The sequence below is a fragment of the Homoserinibacter sp. GY 40078 genome, from assembly GCF_008017545.1.
In the GTDB taxonomy this organism is placed as follows: domain Bacteria; phylum Actinomycetota; class Actinomycetes; order Actinomycetales; family Microbacteriaceae; genus Homoserinibacter.
In genome coordinates this window covers 873,786-890,979 of record NZ_VRTZ01000002.1, presented here as the reverse complement: position 1 = coordinate 890,979, position 17,194 = coordinate 873,786, and the positions used below count along the sequence as shown (strand labels likewise).

18 protein-coding genes and 1 pseudogene are annotated in these 17,194 nt (G+C 67.5%); 17 read left to right on the top strand and 2 right to left on the bottom strand.

Annotation, left to right across the window (positions count from 1 at the left end):
- The first annotated feature begins 31 nt into the window (after positions 1 to 31).
- From FVQ89_RS13020 to FVQ89_RS12970, 11 genes and pseudogenes are all read left to right on the top strand, one after another.
- Positions 32 to 448, top strand: coding sequence for a hypothetical protein (locus tag FVQ89_RS13020; protein WP_147902341.1), 417 nt, complete (start codon positions 32 to 34; stop codon positions 446 to 448).
- Positions 448 to 996, top strand: a pseudogene (locus FVQ89_RS14655) (RNA 2'-phosphotransferase). The gene FVQ89_RS13020 and the pseudogene FVQ89_RS14655 overlap by 1 nt, the downstream one beginning before the upstream one ends.
- Positions 997 to 1,152: 156 nt before the next feature.
- Entirely contained in the window at positions 1,153 to 1,770 is a 618-nt protein-coding gene (locus tag FVQ89_RS13010) for a hypothetical protein (protein ID WP_147902340.1), read from the top strand.
- Positions 1,771 to 1,788: 18 nt separating this feature from the next.
- Positions 1,789 to 2,412, top strand: a complete 624-nt coding sequence (locus tag FVQ89_RS13005) for a hypothetical protein (protein WP_147902339.1) — start codon at positions 1,789 to 1,791, stop codon at positions 2,410 to 2,412.
- 471 nt (positions 2,413 to 2,883) lie between these two features.
- A complete protein-coding gene (locus FVQ89_RS13000; RefSeq protein ID WP_147902338.1) occupies positions 2,884 to 3,123 on the top strand; it encodes a hypothetical protein in 240 nt (79 codons plus the stop codon).
- 14 nt (positions 3,124 to 3,137) lie between these two features.
- Positions 3,138 to 3,545 carry a hypothetical protein gene (locus FVQ89_RS12995; protein ID WP_147902337.1) on the top strand — a complete coding sequence of 136 codons (408 nt, stop codon included), beginning with the start codon at positions 3,138 to 3,140 and terminating at the stop codon, positions 3,543 to 3,545.
- Between the two features lie 14 nt (positions 3,546 to 3,559).
- Positions 3,560 to 3,970, top strand: a complete 411-nt coding sequence (locus FVQ89_RS12990; RefSeq protein WP_147902336.1) for a hypothetical protein — start codon at positions 3,560 to 3,562, stop codon at positions 3,968 to 3,970.
- A gap of 119 nt (positions 3,971 to 4,089) precedes the next feature.
- Positions 4,090 to 4,467: a DUF4265 domain-containing protein gene (locus FVQ89_RS12985; RefSeq protein ID WP_255513601.1), complete on the top strand. Its 378-nt coding sequence runs from the start codon at positions 4,090 to 4,092 to the stop codon at positions 4,465 to 4,467.
- A gap of 25 nt (positions 4,468 to 4,492) precedes the next feature.
- Complete coding sequence (locus FVQ89_RS12980; protein WP_370454478.1) at positions 4,493 to 5,038, top strand: barstar family protein; 546 nt, start codon at positions 4,493 to 4,495, stop codon at positions 5,036 to 5,038.
- Positions 5,031 to 5,471 (top strand): hypothetical protein, encoded by a 441-nt coding sequence (locus FVQ89_RS12975; protein ID WP_147902334.1) that lies wholly within the window; start codon positions 5,031 to 5,033, stop codon positions 5,469 to 5,471. The genes FVQ89_RS12980 and FVQ89_RS12975 overlap by 8 nt, the downstream gene beginning before the upstream one ends.
- Complete coding sequence (locus FVQ89_RS12970) at positions 5,468 to 5,887, top strand: hypothetical protein (protein ID WP_147902333.1); 420 nt, start codon at positions 5,468 to 5,470, stop codon at positions 5,885 to 5,887. The genes FVQ89_RS12975 and FVQ89_RS12970 overlap by 4 nt, the downstream gene beginning before the upstream one ends.
- Before the next feature lie 109 nt (positions 5,888 to 5,996).
- Here the strand turns inward: FVQ89_RS12970 and FVQ89_RS12965 are convergent, their stop codons facing one another.
- Positions 5,997 to 6,809, bottom strand: coding sequence for a ParA family protein (locus tag FVQ89_RS12965; protein ID WP_147902332.1), 813 nt, complete (start codon positions 6,807 to 6,809; stop codon positions 5,997 to 5,999).
- A 74-nt stretch (positions 6,810 to 6,883) separates the two neighbouring features.
- Here FVQ89_RS12965 and FVQ89_RS12960 point away from each other — a divergent pair, with 74 nt between their 5' ends.
- Genes FVQ89_RS12960 through FVQ89_RS12950 form a run of 3 tightly spaced genes read left to right on the top strand, consistent with a single transcriptional unit; the run spans position 6,884 to position 12,097 of the window.
- A complete protein-coding gene (locus FVQ89_RS12960) occupies positions 6,884 to 10,282 on the top strand; it encodes a pyruvate carboxylase (RefSeq protein WP_147902331.1) in 3,399 nt (1,132 codons plus the stop codon).
- 10 nt (positions 10,283 to 10,292) lie between these two features.
- Positions 10,293 to 11,603, top strand: a complete 1,311-nt coding sequence (locus FVQ89_RS12955; RefSeq protein ID WP_147902330.1) for a MinD/ParA family protein — start codon at positions 10,293 to 10,295, stop codon at positions 11,601 to 11,603.
- Entirely contained in the window at positions 11,600 to 12,097 is a 498-nt protein-coding gene (locus FVQ89_RS12950; RefSeq protein WP_147902329.1) for a peptide deformylase, read from the top strand. Before FVQ89_RS12955 ends, FVQ89_RS12950 begins: the two co-directional genes overlap by 4 nt.
- Here the strand turns inward: FVQ89_RS12950 and FVQ89_RS12945 are convergent.
- Positions 12,087 to 13,913 (bottom strand): long-chain fatty acid--CoA ligase, encoded by a 1,827-nt coding sequence (locus tag FVQ89_RS12945; RefSeq protein ID WP_147902328.1) that lies wholly within the window; start codon positions 13,911 to 13,913, stop codon positions 12,087 to 12,089. The two genes, FVQ89_RS12950 and FVQ89_RS12945, sit on opposite strands and share 11 nt — an antisense overlap.
- Positions 13,914 to 14,029: 116 nt before the next feature.
- Here FVQ89_RS12945 and FVQ89_RS12940 point away from each other — a divergent pair, with 116 nt between their 5' ends.
- From FVQ89_RS12940 to FVQ89_RS12930, 3 genes are all read left to right on the top strand, one after another.
- Positions 14,030 to 14,980, top strand: a complete 951-nt coding sequence (locus FVQ89_RS12940; RefSeq protein WP_147902327.1) for an ROK family glucokinase — start codon at positions 14,030 to 14,032, stop codon at positions 14,978 to 14,980.
- 43 nt (positions 14,981 to 15,023) lie between these two features.
- Entirely contained in the window at positions 15,024 to 15,761 is a 738-nt protein-coding gene (locus FVQ89_RS12935) for a 1-acyl-sn-glycerol-3-phosphate acyltransferase (RefSeq protein ID WP_147902326.1), read from the top strand.
- Positions 15,762 to 15,864: 103 nt separating this feature from the next.
- On the top strand, positions 15,865 to 17,193 hold the full coding sequence (locus FVQ89_RS12930; RefSeq protein WP_187265040.1) for a class II 3-deoxy-7-phosphoheptulonate synthase: 1,329 nt from the start codon (positions 15,865 to 15,867) through the stop codon (positions 17,191 to 17,193).
- The last annotated feature ends 1 nt before the right edge of the window (position 17,194 follow it).

The window sequence follows — 17,194 nt, the reverse complement described above, 5'->3', positions numbered from 1 at the left end:
GGACTCCAATGAGTAGGTTCGCGAGTAGAGCGTGAACGACAACTCTGAGTTGGATCTCTCACCCGATAAGCAGGTCATTGGGGAGATTTCGCCGATCCCCTCGGCCTACACGACCGACGCGGTCTTCACTGACCTCGGCGCTACGGTCGAGCTGACCTACACCTACGAGTACATGGGCGGGCTGTACGCGGGAGGTATCGGGTTCGATACCGCCCGCGCATACAGGTTCCGTGCTGAGAGTCATTGCACGAGCTGGCATTTCGAGGCGTACGACACCCTGGTCGAGGTCCTGGACTCCTCGTGGGTTCGTGAGTTGCGGGATGCTGAGCCGAGTGTGACCGGTGGGATCTGGACCATGCGGCACTTCTTGATCTACCTGGATGACTCGGGTGCGTATGAGGTTGTGGCGAAAGACGTGGAGTGGTTGCCGGTGAGGAGGGTGTCCTGATGCCGAACGATGTCGACCTGAGTCGTGCCGTCTCGCATGCTCTGCGCCACGAGCCGTGGGTGTATGAGCTCGAGTTGGATGACGAAGGTTGGGTCTCTGTCGACCAGTTGCTGACGGCGTTTCGTGAGCGGGGCGGCGAGTGGCGCACGGTTGACCGGGCGGCGTTGGAGCGGATGATCGCGACGGCGGCGAAACGTCGTCACGAGCTGGACGGGGATCGGATCCGTGCGCTGTACGGGCACTCTGTGCCGGGCCGGATCCAACGGCGCGCTGAGACACCTCCTCCCGAGCTGTTCCACGGCACCGCTCCGGCGACGTAGGAACTGATCAAGCGCGATGGGCTCCTGCCGATGGGCCGGCAGTTCGTCCACCTGTCCGCGGACCGCCAGACCGCGATCACGGTGGGCGGCCGCAAGAGCCCGACCCCCGTCGTGCTCGTCGTCGACGCAGCGCGGGCGTCCGCTTCGGGAACCCGGTTTTACCGCGGAAACGAACTCGTCTGGCTCGCTGACTCGGTGCCCGCGGAGTTCATCGATCCTGCGAGCTGAGCAGCCCCGCGAGGTGCGTACCGGCGGGCAGGGCCGAGCGGATGGCGATCCCTCGAGGCGGCAGTATCGGCGGCGCTACGCTGTGAGCATGACTCGGATCGCCGCTGCCGCGGACTGCAGCCGGCGTCGATCGCGCCTGTGCGAGGGCGGGCCCACGTGAGCGACTTCGTCTGGTTGGACGCGAAGCGCTTCCGGGGCTGGCCGTGGCCGGAGGATTCCACGGGCAAGGATCCGCTGTATGGCGCTGATGGGTGGTGTCGTGATTGCGGTACGCCGCAGGTGCCGCAGCGGGGCGATCTGGTGCTGCAGAAGTCTGGGTTGCGGCCGGAGGGGGCGTGGACTCCGAATTGGCGCTTCGATCTTGTGTGTGTGTCAGGTGCGGTTGCGGAGCAGATCGTAGCTGCCGGTTTTCGGGTGACGATGCGGCCGGTGGGGTGGCCGCGGCAGCCTGCGGGTGAGGCGTTCCAGTTGGTGATTCCGGTGGTGGGGGATCGGTGGTTCGATCCGGCCGTGTTGTCGGAGCTGACGGTTGCGCGTCATGGCCGTGAGGGTTCGCGGTGTGGGACGTGCGGTGTGTGGCGGTGGATGAGCGTGTCGGATCCCCCGTTGGTGGATGTTCCCGAGCTCGCCGATGTTGATGTTGCGGCCAGCCCGGAGGTGTTCGGGTCGGGGTGGAGCACGTATCGCGAAGTGTTGTTTCGGAGGGCGTTCGCGGAGCTGCTGGTTGCGGTGAGTCCTCGAGATTTCGAGATTCGGGAACCCGAGTGGAGTTGAGTGAGTTGAGGTCGGCCGATGTGGCAGCGTAAGCGAGACAAGAAGGCGTCGGAGCCGTCGCAGGCTCTTTTGGTGTTGGCGGGGCCGTTGGTGTCGTTGTCGGATGACCCTCGGGCGCAGATCGAGTACTTGGAAGGGCGCGCGCAGGAGCCCGACCTGAGCGATCTGGATGTGCTGCAGGAGCTGCTGGAAGAGTTCGATGACGCGGTTGAGTTGAGCGAGGCGGAGCTGGGGCTTGTTCCCGGCTTGGAAGCTCAGCTTGCTTCGGTCGGTGACGCCCTTCGCACGCCTGATCTTTCCGGAGATGTCTCTGCATTGGACGATCCGGCATGGCAGTTGGTGCGCGAGCGCGCCGAGGGAGCGCTGCGGTTGATGCGGTTGAGCGGGGTGCTGAAGGACGAGACTGCATTCCGTCTGTATCCGGTCAAGTTCGCGCAGGTGCTCGAACCGGTAGTCGGGGACCGCGAGGAGTGGCCGGCGATCATTGTGAGCCAGGAGCAGCTGGATGCGTTTCTCGCGCGATGGGAGGCCGCGCTTCCGTCGACGACACCCGCGGCCGAGATCGACGTCGCTCGTCTGCAGAATGCCGCCCGCGCCGTCTACGCTCCCTACCCCGAGCTGATTGAGGCGCTCGGCCTCTGAGCCGGGGCCGTCTGCTGCGATGAGCGACGCCCGTTGGCACTGCCTGCTGGCGGTGCGGTGGTTGTCTCCTGCGGACGGAGGTCGTCGTTCCGGGCCGCCGTCCGGCCCAGATTATGCAGCGACCGCCGTCTTCGTCGGTACCGAACCGCGGGGCCGGACAACGGGCGAGCACTTCAGCGTCGTCCTGGAACTGCTTGGCACTCAAGCTGAGACCATGCAGGCGAGAGGCCGCTTCTTGGCTCCACGCATGGTCGAGCCTCACCTGGTAAAGGGCGCGGAACTGCTGATCATGGAGGGCCCTCGGCCTGTCGCTCGCGCAACGGTTGTCAGCGTGGTCGATGACCCGGCGTCCGGGGTGCTCTGAGCGATCTGCCGCGTGCTGAGGGTCGTCACGTACTCGGGCGGCATGCGGGTACGTCATTTCGCGGGGTCGGGCACTCTGGCAACCTCTCCCGCCCTAAAGTGAGGCAAATGAGGCTATTGCGTCCCGACTCGAGATGGATCGGTGAAGACGAGATAGATGATGCCGAGCTCGTGATCGGAATGACCCGTGATGATCTGCTCCTCTTTGGTGGGGGGCTCCTTGAGACGCTGGAGGCCGTCGAGGATTGGGAGTTTCACACCAGGCTCGGCTTTACCCCTGCCGACGCTCGCGCGCTCCTTTCCAACGTCGCCGAGTTGTTGCGCGAGACGTACCAGCCGGAGACGTGAGCAGGGGCGGTGGGATGACGAACTCGGGCGGCGCACCGGCCGTGCTCTCAGTTGGCGCCATTCTCGGCGACTCGGACGCCGAGAACCGGGCTTGGAAACTGGCTATTCGCTCGGTGATGAACGAGGTGATCGAGGCGCGTGAGGGAGTCGTGAGCCCACTGCGAGTGAACGTCGTGTATCACGTCGATGGCAAGCTGGCGCCTAATGAGTTCGAGGGAGTGCGGACGGGGCGATTCAGCAAGAAGGATTCGCACCTTATGGTGCAGGCGGCGGTTCCGCCGGGCGAGGTCTCGGATCGACATGAGGTGTTGCTGAACCTCTTGCGTGAAGCTATTGATGAGGCCGAGTCCTTCGCCAGGCGCAAGGGAATCGCTGAGAACCTTGCGTCGATTCGCGCCCTGGTCGATTCGTTGGAGCCGTGAGCAGGGGCGGTGGGATGACGAACTCGGATGGCGAACCGGCCGTGCTCTCAGTCGGATTCATCCTTGGCGACTCGGACGCCGAGAACAACGCGTGGGGGTTGGCTATTCGCTCGGTGATGAAACAGGTCATCAAGGCTAGCGAGGGAGTCGTGAGTCCGCTGCGAGTGAACGTCGTGTATCACGTCGATGGCAAGTTGGCGCCTAATGAGTTCGAGGGAGTGCGGACGGGGCGCTTCAGCAGGAGGGATTCGCACCTTATGGTGCAGGCGGCGGTTCCGCCGGGCGAGGTCTCGGATCGATATGAGGTGCTTCTGAACCTCTTGGGTGAAGCTATTGATGAGGCCGAGTCCTTCGCCAGGCGGAAGGGAATCGCTGAGAACCTGGACTCGATTCGCGCCCTGGTCGAGTCGTTGACTCCGAACTGATCGTCAGACCAGCCGGTGGGGCAGTGAGCCGGGAAGGGGAGGCTAGGCAACTGGAACCTGTTTGGCGAGATCGGAGCGACTTCATCATTGCTGCCGACATCTCGTCCCAGGGGGCGGCTTTGGCGCGTGAGCAACTCTGGGCGCGTCAGATCTCGGAAGTTCAGTTCGAGTTGTGCTGCATCCCGTTCTTTGTCTACGACCTCGCGTTGGGGGATGTCGTCGAGACGGCGGCGGAAGGTCCTCGGAAGTACGTGATCAGTCGAGTGGTCGAGCCGTCCGGCCGGTATGTCTTCCGAGTGTGGTTCGGTGAGTCGATCCATCCGCCCAACGAGGTCGCTGGCTCCTTGCACATGTTCGGAGCCCTACTGGAATGGTCATCGCGGCACCTGCTTGCCGTCGATACTCGCGACGCTGCACACGCCCAGGTGATCGCCGACTTCTTGGCCGATCGCCAAACCCGGGGCAACCTGATCTACGAAACCGGAAAGACCGCGTGAGCCTTCTGCGGAATGATGATTGCTAATGATTCGGGGCGGGACGATGACGGGTGAGTGGGCATTATCGGAGGTTCACTCCGACCTCCAGCCGTTCACTTTGGTCGGTGATCCGCAGTCGATCGGGTCGGCGATCATCAGATGGATCGAGGTCGGCCTGAGTACGCGGGTCGTTCGAGGTCGCAAGATGCGTACGCGCGGCGGACTGTTCGATGAGTTTGCGGCGGCGATGCAATTTCCCCTGTACTTCGGCGAGAACTGGGACGCGTTCGACGAGTGCGTCGCCGATCTGGAGTTGCCCGCCGGCCGTGGGCATCTCGTCGTCATCACCGAGCCCGATCAGGTCCTTGCCGATGCGGACGCGACGCAGCTCAGCGTGCTCGCGGGATCGTTGAGGTCGGCGGCAGCGGACTGGGCGCAGCCGATCGAGCAGGGTGCATGGTGGGACCGGCCCGCGGTCCCGTTCCACGTCGTACTCGCGGGAACGCGCGCCGAGGTCGAGAGTGCGGCACGTCTCTGGGCGGCCGCCGGACTGCCGACGGCGCCGTTGGACGATCAGAAGAGCGGTGGCTGAAATGGCATCAACCGGCGACCACGCGCGCGTAGTCAACACCGCGGGATGCCGGATTCGAAGACTGGGAACCGACGCGCAAGGAGGTCGCCGTCCGGACCCACAAGACGGACGTGTCATTCTCGACGCAACGATTGCAATAGACCGACTCGATGACAACGTCGCCGGGGACGCGCTGCCCGCGATCGCGCTCCACTACGACTGCTTCCTCGGCGACATTCGTTTCGAAGTCGGTGATCTGGACTTCAGCACTCACTGCGGCTGGGCGCCGGTCCTGGACTTCGCTATCTGCATGGCCGCGTTGCTAGACGGCCTAGAGGCCGGCGGTGATCAGGTATTCGAATTCACGGAGTCTGACGCCACCATCGACATGAAGCGAAGCGATCGGATTGTGGAGCTGACAGCCAGCTACTCTCCTGGTCGCATCTCCCCGTGAGGCTGGTCGAAGTTGTGGAGGATGTCGGGTTCCTCCAGGTATCCTCATGTTATGAGCGCCGCGTGATGGACGTCCCCAAGCGTCAATATCAAGTGTGGGCCTACTCAGTTACCATGGGTCGGCTGCTCTTGCGTAGCAACAAGTCGGAGGCTTTCGCGACGCGCGTGGACATCCTCTTTCAGAATGTCCACGCGATGAAGTTGCTGACCGCGCTGGATCCGTTGGTCGTCGCTGAGGCAGATTCTCTCGAGTCGGAGCAAATCCTCGCCGAGACTGGTCTATATCCGCCGAAACGTAAGCTCGTATTTCTGCTCCGGGCTGGTTCATTCGAGGGCTACGTCGTCGCCGGCGTGTGTTTCACGAACGAAGACAGCGGTGAGTACTACGACCCCAGCCCCTTATGGATCTGGCGATAGTTGCCGGTTCCTCAGCTGGCCCCGGTCGGGTTAGGGCCTGATTGCGGGAAACCCGCCGGAGCGTGCAGGTGCTGGGGAGCCTCCCGGCACGTGGCCGTCCGCCCGCCCGTCAGGCGCTGGGGGAGGGCTGCACCTCGGTCATGCGCGAGGTGCGCAGCACGCGCTCCAGCAGCTGATCGAAGTTGTGGGCCATCTCCTGGGCCCCTTCGCCCGGCCACACGTGCAGGGGCTTCGCGGCGCCCTGCGCCTGCTGCAGCGAGGTGCGCTCGGGCAGCTGGGGCGAGAGCACGAGCGGCCCGAACATGTCGCGCAACTCCTTGATGCGGAACTGGTGCTCAAGCGACTGCACGCGCGCGCGGTTCACGATGATGCCGAGCGGCTGCAGGCGGGGCGAGATACCGCGGCGGATCTCCTCGATGGCGCGCAGCGCGCGGTCGGCGGCCGCGACCGAGAAGAGGCCCGGCTCCGTCACCACGACCACGCGATCGGATGCGGCCCACGCGGTGCGGGTGAGCGCGTTGAGCGACGGCGCGCAGTCGATGAGCACGAGCTCGTACTCCTTCTCGACGTGCGCGAGCGCCTCCTCGAGCTTCCAGATGTCGCGGATCGACGGATGCGGTCCGTCGAAGTTGATCGCCGACGGCGACCCGATGAGCACGTCGATCCGCCCGGTGCGTCCGCGGGTCCAGCCGGAGGGCGCGATCGCCGAGCGCACGATCTTCTCCTTCGGCGACGCGAGCACGTCAGCGACGTTCAGATGACCGGAGACGTTGATGTCCATTCCGGTCGACACGTCGGACTGCGGATCGAGGTCGACGACGAGTGTGGAGATGCCCCGCGCGAAGGCCGCGGACGCCAGTCCGAGCGTGACCGTCGTCTTGCCGACGCCTCCCTTGAGGGAGCTCACACTGAGGACATGCACGAGAAGGCAGCCTACCTTCACTAGTCTGAAAGAACCCAAAGCCCCCGCGCCCGGTCACCGGGAGGAAGGACCGCATGTTCTCGAAGATCCTGGTGGCAAACCGCGGCGAGATCGCGATCCGCGCGTTCCGCGCCGCCTACGAGCTCGGCGCCCGCACCGTCGCCGTCTACCCGTGGGAAGACCGCAACTCGATGCATCGCCTGAAGGCCGACGAGGCGTACCTCATCGGCGAGAAGGGCCACCCGGTGAGGGCCTACCTCGACGTGTCGGAGATCATCCGCGTCGCGAAGGAGGCGGGTGCGGATGCGATCTACCCCGGCTACGGCTTCCTCTCCGAGAACCCCGAGCTCGCCCAGGCCGCCGCCGAGAACGGCATCACCTTCATCGGGCCCGGCTCGCACGTGCTCGAGATGGCGGGCAACAAGGTCACCGCGAAGGAGCGGGCGATCTCGGCGGGCGTTCCCGTCTTGAAGTCCACCCCCGCCACCACCGACATCCAGGTGCTGCTCGACGGTGCCGACGAGATCGGCTTCCCGGTCTTCGCGAAGGCGGTCGCCGGTGGCGGTGGCCGTGGCATGCGCCGCGTCGACACCCGCGAAGAGCTGCGTCCCGCCCTCGAAGCCGCCATGCGCGAGGCCGACAGCGCCTTCGGCGACCCGACCATGTTCATCGAGCAGGCGGTGCTGCGGCCGCGTCACATCGAGGTGCAGATCCTCGCCGACGCGACCGGCGAGACCGTCCACCTGTTCGAGCGCGACTGCTCGGTGCAGCGTCGCCACCAGAAGGTGGTCGAGATCGCGCCGGCCCCGAACCTCGACGACGAGACCCGCCAGGCGCTCTACCGCGACGCGGTCGCGTTCGCTCGGTCCATCGGATACGTCAACGCCGGCACGGTCGAGTTCCTTCTCGACACCGCAGGGGAGCGCGCTGGCAAGCACGTGTTCATCGAGATGAACCCCCGCATCCAGGTGGAGCACACCGTCACCGAAGAGGTCACGGATGTCGACCTCGTGCAGTCGCAGATGCGCATCGCCGCGGGCCAGACGCTCGCCGACCTCGGCCTCACCCAGGATTCGATCCACCTCCGCGGCGCGGCGCTCCAGTGCCGCATCACCACGGAAGACCCGTCGCAGGGCTTCCGCCCCGACACCGGCAAGATCACCACCTACCGCTCGCCGGGCGGTGCGGGCATCCGCCTCGACGGCGGCACGATCAACCCGGGCGCGCAGATCAGCCCCCACTTCGACTCGATGCTCGCCAAGATGACCGCTCGTGGGCGCGACTTCCCGGCGGCCGTCGCGCGTGCGCGTCGCGGCCTCGCCGAGTTCCGCATCCGCGGCGTCTCCACGAACATCCCGTTCCTGCAGGCCGTGCTCGACGACCCCGCCTTCGTCGCGGGCGACATCGCCACCTCGTTCATCGAGGAGCGCCCCGGTCTGCTGCGGGGCCGCGAGTCCCGCGACCGCGGCACCAAGATCCTCAACTGGCTGGCCGACGTGACCGTCAACCAGCCCTACGGCGACGGCGCGGGCGCGATCGAGCCCTCGCTCAAGCTCCCCGAGGTCGACCTCGCGACCCCGGCGCCCGACGGCTCCCGCCAGCGCCTGCTCGAGCTCGGCCCCGCCGGGTTCGCACACGCCCTGCGCACCCAGACAGCCCTCGCCGTCACCGAGACGACCTTCCGCGACGCCCACCAGTCGCTCCTCGCGACGCGCGTGCGCACGAAGGACCTCGTGGCGGTCATGCCGCACCTCGCGCGCATGACGCCTCAGCTGCTCTCCGTCGAGGCCTGGGGCGGCGCCACCTACGACGTCGCGCTGCGCTTCCTCGGGGAAGACCCGTGGGAGCGCCTGTCGCGGATGCGCGAGGCCCTTCCGAACGTCGCCATCCAGATGCTGCTGCGCGGCCGCAACACGGTCGGCTACACCCCGTACCCGACGGAGGTGACCGAGGCGTTCGTCCGCGAGGCGGCGTCGACCGGCATCGACATCTTCCGCATCTTCGACGCTCTGAACGACGTCGACCAGATGCGTCCCGCGATCGACGCGGTGCTCGAAACGGGCACGACGGTCGCCGAGGTGGCGCTCTGCTACACCGCCGACCTGCTCGACCCGAAGGAAGAGCTGTACACGCTCGACTACTACCTGCGACTCGCCGAGCAGATCGTCGACGCGGGTGCGCACATCATCGCCATCAAGGACATGGCGGGCCTGCTGCGCGCCGGCGCCGCCGAGAAGCTCGTGAGCGCCCTCCGCGAGCGCTTCGATCTGCCCGTGCACGTGCACACCCACGACACCGCAGGCGGCCAGCTCGCCACGCTGCTCGCCGCCTCGCGGGCGGGCGCGGATGCGGTGGATGCGGCATCCGCCCCGATGGCCGGAACCACGAGCCAGCCCTCGCTCTCGGCCCTCATCGCGGCGACCGCGCACACCGACCGCGACACGGGCATCTCGCTCGACGCGGTCTCGGACCTCGAGCCCTACTGGGAGGCGGTGCGCCGCGCCTATAAGCCGTTCGAGTCGGGCCTGCCCGGCCCCACCGGTCGCGTGTACCACCACGAGATCCCCGGCGGTCAGCTGTCGAACCTGCGTCAGCAGGCGATCGCGCTCGGCCTCGGCGACCAGTTCGAGAAGGTGGAGGACTGGTACGCCGCCGCGAACCGGATCCTCGGTCGCCCCACGAAGGTCACGCCGTCGTCGAAGGTCGTCGGCGACCTCGCGCTGCAGCTCGCGGCGACGAACGCCGACCCGGCCGACTTCGAGCAGAACCCCGACAAGTACGACATCCCCGACTCGGTGATCGGCTTCATGGCGGGCGAGCTGGGCGACCTCCCCGGCGGATGGCCGGAGCCGTTCCGCAGCAAGGTGCTGAAGGGCCGCGAGGTGCGGGTCGGCGTCGAGGAGCTGTCGGACGACGACCGCGCGGGCCTCGAAGGAGACACCGAGGCGCGCCGCACCACTCTCAACAAGCTGCTGTTCCCCGCGCCGACGCGCCAATTCGAGCAGGTGCGCGACCAGTACGGCGACCTCTCGACCCTCGACACGGTCGACTACCTCTACGGGCTCAAGCCGGGTGTCGAGCACACCGTGCAGATCGGGCCGGGCGTCAACCTGTTCGTCGGGCTCGAGGCGATCGGCGAGGCCGACGACAAGGGTATGCGCACGGTCATGGCGATCCTGAACGGCCAGCTCCGGCCCGTGTTCGCGCGCGACCGCAGCATCACCGTCAAGGAGGCCGCGGCCGAGAAGGCGGAATCGTCGAAGCCCGGTCAGGTCGCCGCCCCGTTCTCGGGGGTCGTGACGCTGAAGGTCTCCGAGGGCGACACCGTGGAGGCCGGCCAGCCGGTCGCGACGATCGAGGCGATGAAGATGGAAGCGGCGATCACGACGCCGGTCGCCGGCCGCGTCGCGCGTCTTGCGATCCCCACCACCCAGCAGGTCGACGCGGGAGACCTGCTCGTCGTGGTCGAGTAGGGTCGGGGCCATGGTGCGCACCACAACGGGGGAGGACCCCGGGGACGACAACGCCTCGGTTCCCGAACCCCAGAGCTCCGACGCCCCGAGCGTCGCAGCCCTCCCCGACAATCTGACACTCTCGGTCGAGCTTCCGGCACAGCATCACGAGGCTCCGGAAGACGAGGTGCAGGTCGCCCTCGGCGAGGTCGTCACGACGCCTTCGTCGGTCGCACCGGTCGTCGCCGACGGCTCCGGCACCGTTTCGATCGAGGTCGTCTCGGATGTCGTCCACACTGCCGACGACGACGCGGCGCCGTCCTCCGAGATCCCGATCGTCCCGCTGCCCGGCGACGACGAGCTCTATTCGCGCCGCGGTCGGGGTCGCCCGGGAACGTCTCCCGAGCCCGCCGCGATGCTCACCCCCGACCGCCTGCTCGAGCCGAAGCGCAACCGCACGGCGCCCGAGGGTGGCTGGCCCGCATTCGTGTACGCGAGCACCCTGCACCTCGTGAACCTGGGCGATTCGCCGAAGGTCCGTGCCCGCAAGGCGCTCGACGCGCGGATCGCGAAGCGCTTCGAGGGCGGAACCCGCTTCGTGCCGGTCCTCACCCGCAAGGGCGGCGTCGGCAAGACGACGATCACGACCCTCATCGGCATGGCCCTCTCGGATGTGCGGGAAGACCGCATCATCGCGGTCGACGCCAACCCGGATCGCGGCACGCTCTCCGAGCGCGTCGCCCGGCAGACCCGGTCGACGGTCCGCGACATCGTCACCCACGCCGCCGCCATCAAGGACTTCAGCGAGTTCTCGAGCCACGTCTCCCGCGACGAGACGCGCCTGGACGTCCTCGCGTCCGACACCGATCCGCTGCTGTCGGAGGCCTTCGACGAGAACGACTACAACGTCGTCGCCGACCTCGTGTCGCGGTACTACTCGATCGCGCTCACCGACTGCGGCACGGGCATCGTGCACTCCGTGATGCGCGCCACTCTGCAGCGCGCCGACTCGATCGTGATCGTCTCGGGAGGCAGCGTCGACGAGGCGCGGCTCGCCTCCGAAACCCTCACGTGGCTCGAGGCCAACAACTATGGGCACCTCGTCCGGAACGCCGTGGTCGCGATCAACACCGCCACCCACGGCACCAACCTCGTGAAGCTCGACGAGATCGACGCCCACTTCAGCTCGCGCGTGCGGGCCGTCGTGCGGATGCCGTACGACGCCGAGCTCGCCGCGGGATCCGTCATCCGCTGGAGCACTCTCAAGCCCTTCACGCGCGAGTCGGCGCGCGAACTCGCCGCCATCGTCATGGACGGCATCCCGACCACACGAACCTCATGACCGAACGCCAGATCCGCCTCTTCGGCGACCCCGTGCTCCGCTCTGCCACCGATCCGGTCCGCGACCCGGGCGACGCACGCGTGCGGGCGCTCGTCGACGACCTGATCGACACCGTCACCCCGCCCGGACGCGCCGGTCTCGCCGCCAACCAGATCGGCGTGGGGCTGCGCGCGTTCAGCGTCAACATCGACGGCGACATCTCGTACGTGCTGAACCCCGTGCTCGAGGTCGCGGGGGAGCCCGAGCTGGTCGACGAGGGATGCCTCTCGGTGCCCGGCTTCTACTTCCCCCGGATGCGCTACCCGTGGGCGCGCGTCACCGGCATCGATGTCGACGGCGCCGAGGTCGTGCTCGAGGGCGAGGGTCTCATGGCCCAGGCGCTCCAGCACGAGTGCGGGCACCTCGACGGGCAGCTCTACATCGAGGGTCTCGAACCCGAGACGAAGCGCGAGGCGATGCGCGCGATCCGTCAGGCGGACTGGTTCAGCCGGTGACCGAGATGCCCTGGGTCACCGGGGCACCCATGTAGAGGCCCTCGATCTCGCGCGAGAAGTCCTTCACGATCACCGCGCGCTTGATCGACATCTTCGGGGTCAGATGACCGCTCGCCTCGGTGAACTCCGACGGCAGGATCACGAACTTGCGGATCGACTCCGCTCGCGACACCCGCGCGTTGGCGGCGTCGACCGCCCGCTGCACCTCGGCGATGACCTTCGGGTGCTTCGCGGCCTCGTCGAGGCTCATGTCGCCCGCCTCGCCGTTGTTGTTCAGCCACACCGGGAGCATCTCGGGGTCGAGAGTGATGAGCGCCGAGATGAACGGCTTCTGGTCGCCGACGACGACCACCTGACCCACGATCGGGTTCGCGCGGATTGGGTCCTCGAGGGCCGCGGGGGCGACGTTCTTGCCGCCGGCGGTCACGATGATCTCCTTCGTGCGACCCGTGATCGTGAGGTAGCCGTCCTCGTCGAGCGAGCCGATGTCACCCGTGTGGAACCACTCGTCGGTGAACACCGCCGCGGTCTCCGCGGGCTTGTTCCAGTAGCCCTGGAAGACGTCCACGCCCTTCACGAGGATCTCGCCGTCTTCGGCGATCCGGATGCCCACGCCCGGCAGCGGTGTGCCGACGGTGCCGATCTTGAACTTCGAGACGATGTTGACCGTCGCCGGTGCGGTCGTCTCGGTGAGGCCGTAGCCCTCGAGGATCTGCACGTCGAGGCTGCGGAAGAAGTGCCCGAGGCGCGCACCGAGGGGTGCGGATCCCGACACGGCGTAGCGCACGTTGCCGCCCATGGCCGCCTTCAGCTTGCCGTAGACGAGTCGGTTGAACAGGGCGAACTGCACCCGTAGCCCGAACGGCACGTGGCCGGCGTCGAGCGCCTTCGAGTGGGCGATGGCCACATCCGCGGCCTTGTGGAAGATCTTGTCCTTCCCACCCGCGGCTGCCTTCTGCTCCGCCGAGTTGTAGACCTTCTCGAACACGCGCGGGACGGCCAGCAGGAACGTGGGCTTGAAGCTCCCGAGCGCCGGCAGCAGCTGCTTCGTGTCGGCCTGGTGCCCGACCTTGACGCCCGCGTGCACCCCGAGGATCGAGATGAATCTCGCGAACACGTGAGCCGTCGTGATGAAGAGCAGCGTGGACGACCCGGGCGCCACGACCTCCTTCATGGCGACCGCCGCGTTGCGGGCGAGCTCGACGAAGTTGGAGTGCGTGAGGATGCAGCCCTTGGGCGTCCCCGTGGATCCGGAGGTGTAGATGAGCGTCGCGAGGTCCGAGCCCTTCGCGATCGTGCGACGTTCCTCGACCTCGACATCGCTGATCTCGGTGCCTCCGGCGACGATCTTGTCGAGGTCGCCGAGACCCAGCTGCCACACCTTCGTGACCTGCGGGACGTCGGCGGCGATCTCGTCGAATCGCGCGAACTGTTCGGAAGTCTCGATGATGATCGCGGTGGCACCCGAGTCCGAGAGCGTGTACGCGATCTGGGCGGGCGCCGAGGTCTCGTAGATGGGCACGAGCACCGCGCCCGCGAACCACGTCGCGAAGTCGATGAGGGTCCACTCGTACCGCGTGCGGCAGATGAAGCCGATCTTGTCGCCCGGCTGGATACCGGCGGCGATGAGACCCTTCGCGAGCGCGACGACCTGCGTGTGGAACTCCGCGGTCGAGATGTCGCTCCAGCCGCCATCGTCGGTCGGCAACGAGAAGAGCGGAGCGTTCGGGGTGCGAGCGACCCGATCGACCAGAAGGTCGGTGGTGTTGGCCTCCGGGTCGGCGGGGACGGCGGCCGGGACGTAGATCTCGTTCACAGGTAGCTCCTTCGATACCGTGGGCGGGGGTCGATCCTCTACTGTAACCCGCGCGAACCCCTGCGAGGCCTGTATTGGCGGGCGAGGACCCCACCTCGCCACTAGACTCGTGCCCCGTGCATGCCATCGGAATCGACATCGGCGGGACGAAGATCGCGGGCGGTCTCGTCGCCGAAGACGGCACCATCGTCCGCCAGGAGCGCCGCCCCACTCCGGCCGGTGACGGCTCCGCGATCATCGATGCCGTCGTCGAGGTCGTCGAGAGCCTTCGCGCCGATGGCGAGGTGGCGGGTGCCGGCATCGCGGCACCGGGGTTCATCGACGCCGCGCAGTCGACGGTGTACTACACCCCGAACATCCCCTGGCGCAGCGAGCCCCTGCGTGCGGATCTCGCGAAGAGGCTCCCCGGCCTCGACATCACGATCGACAACGACGCGAACGCCGCCGGTTGGGCGGAGTTCCGCTTCGGCGCCGGCCGCGGATACCGCGACATGACGCTCCTCACGATCGGCACCGGCGTGGGTGGCGCGATCGTCACCGAGGGACGGCTCATGCGCGGCGGCTTCGGCACCGCGGCCGAGATCGGTCACATGCGGGTCGTGCCGGGCGGCCTGCCGTGCGGGTGCGGCCAGCGTGGCTGCATCGAGCAGTACGGCTCGGGTCGCGCCCTCATGCGCTACGCCAATGAGATCGCCGACCAGCGAGGAATCGGTAACGCTCTCGCGCTCGTGCGCGAGGAGCGCGGCGAGCTCGACGGCCACGCAGTCTACGAGCTCATCGTCGCGGAGGATCCGGGCGCGCTCTTCGCGCTGCGCGAGCTCGGCGGATGGCTGGGCCAGGCATCCGCGTCGCTGTCGGCCGTACTCGACCCGCAGCTGTTCGTGTTCGGTGGGGGAGTCGCCGCGGCGGGGGATCTGCTGCTCGAGCCGATCCGCGAGGCGTACCTGGCGCACCTGCCCGCCCGTGGCTTCCACCCCGAGCCCGAGTTCGCAACCGCGCAGCTCGTCAACGACGCGGGCATCGTCGGCGCCGCCGACATCGCCCGCATCCATGCCGCCCGAGACTGACGGCCGAGTGCGCGCCTAGAATCGTTCGTCGGAGGTCGCCCACGTGTTCTACCAGTTCCTGAAGAACGTGATCGTCGGCCCGTTCCTGCTGTCGGTCTACCGACCCTGGGTGCGCGGCTCCGAGAACGTGCCCAAGCAGGGCCCGGTGATCTTCGCGAGCAATCACCTGTCGTTCATGGACTCGATCTTCCTGCCGCTCGTCGTCGATCGCCAGATCCGCTTCCTCGCGAAGAGCGAGTACTTCACCGGGCGGGGACTGCGCGGCTGGATCGTGAAGCGGTTCTTCCTCGCGGTCGGCCAGCTGCCGATCGACCGCTCGGGCGGCAAGGCGTCTGAGGCGTCCCTCAACTCGGGTCTCGAACACCTCGCCACGGGTGGCCAGCTCGGCATCTATCCGGAGGGCACCCGCAGCCACGACGGACGCCTCTACCGCGGCCGTACGGGCATCGCGCGCATGGTGCTCGAGTCGGGCGCGCTCGTGGTGCCGGTGGCGATGATCGACACCGAGAAGGTGATGCCCGTCGGCACGAAGATCCCGAAGGTGCGCCGGGTGGGAATCGTCTTCGGCGAACCGCTGGACTTCTCGCGGTTCGCGGGACTCGAGGGCGACCGGTTCGTGCTGCGGTCCATTACCGACGAGATCATGTACGAACTCTCGCGCCTCTCGGGCCAGGAGTACGTCGACGCGTACGCGTCGAGCGTCAAGGGGCGGACCCAGACCGCCAAGGCCCGGGAGGCGGTCGTCGCCGCGCGGACGGCGGCGCCTTCGTCGCTCGGCTAGGCTGGTCGGCTGGGGCGTCCGCGCCCCTTTCCCGCAGCTCCATACGTCGAAGGACCACCCCGTGGAAGACCCCACCGAGCCCGTCGTGCAGGCAGATCCCGCAGTGATCGCCGGTCTCGACTATTGGCGGGAGCTGCCGATCAAGCAGCAGCCGGAGTGGGCCGACGCGGATGCGGTGCATGCGGCATCCGCCGAGATCGCCGCGTTGCCGCCGCTGGTGTTCGCCGGTGAGGTCGACATCCTCCGCGAACGGATCGCGCGCGCGGCCCGTGGCGAAGCGTTCCTGCTGCAGGGCGGCGACTGTGCCGAGACCTTCGCGGGGGCCACGGCGGAGCAGATCCGCAACCGCGTGAAGACCCTCCTGCAGATGGCGGTCGTGCTCACCTACGGCGCGTCGATGCCCGTGGTCAAGATGGGGCGGATGGCGGGGCAGTTCGCCAAGCCCCGCTCGAGCGACTTCGAGACCCGCGGCGACGTGACGCTGCCCGCCTACCGCGGCGACATCGTCAACGGCTACGACTTCACCCCCGAGTCGCGCGCGGCCGACCCGCGACGTCTCGTGGAGGGGTACCACACCGCCGCATCCACGCTGAACCTCATCCGCGCGTTCACGCAGGGTGGCTTCGCCGACCTGCGGCAGGTGCACTCGTGGAACAAGGGCTTCGCGCAGAACCCCGCGAACCAGCGGTACGAGGGCCTCGCGAAGGAGATCGACCGCGCCATCCGGTTCATGGAGGCGGCGGGCGCCGACTTCGACGAGCTGAAGCGCGTCGAGTTCTACACCGCGCACGAGGGTCTGCTCATGGACTACGAGCGCCCCATGACCCGCATCGACTCGCGCAACGGCACCCCCGTCAACACCTCGGCCCACTTCCTGTGGGTGGGGGAGCGCACCCGCGATCTCGACGGCGCACACATCGACTACTTCTCGCGCATCCGGAACCCCATCGGCGTGAAGCTCGGCCCCACGACGTCGATCGACGACATGGAGCGGCTGATCGACAAGCTCGATCCGGAACGCGAGCCCGGCCGGCTCACCTTCATCACGCGGATGGGCGCGGGCAAGATCCGCGACGCCCTGCCGCCGCTGTTGGAGGCCATCAAGGGCTTCGACGCGACGCCGCTGTGGGTCACCGACCCGATGCACGGCAACGGCATCACGACGCCGACCGGTTACAAGACGCGCCGCTTCGACGATGTCGTGGACGAGGTCCGCGGCTTCTTCGAGGCCCACCGCGACGCCGGTACGTTCCCGGGCGGCATCCACGTGGAGCTCACGGGCGACGACGTGACCGAGTGCCTCGGCGGCTCGGAGCACATCGACGAGGAGACCCTCGCGACGCGCTACGAGTCGCTGTGCGACCCGCGCCTCAACCACATGCAGTCGCTGGAGCTGGCGTTCCTCGTGGCGGAGGAGCTCGCGGCTCGCTGAG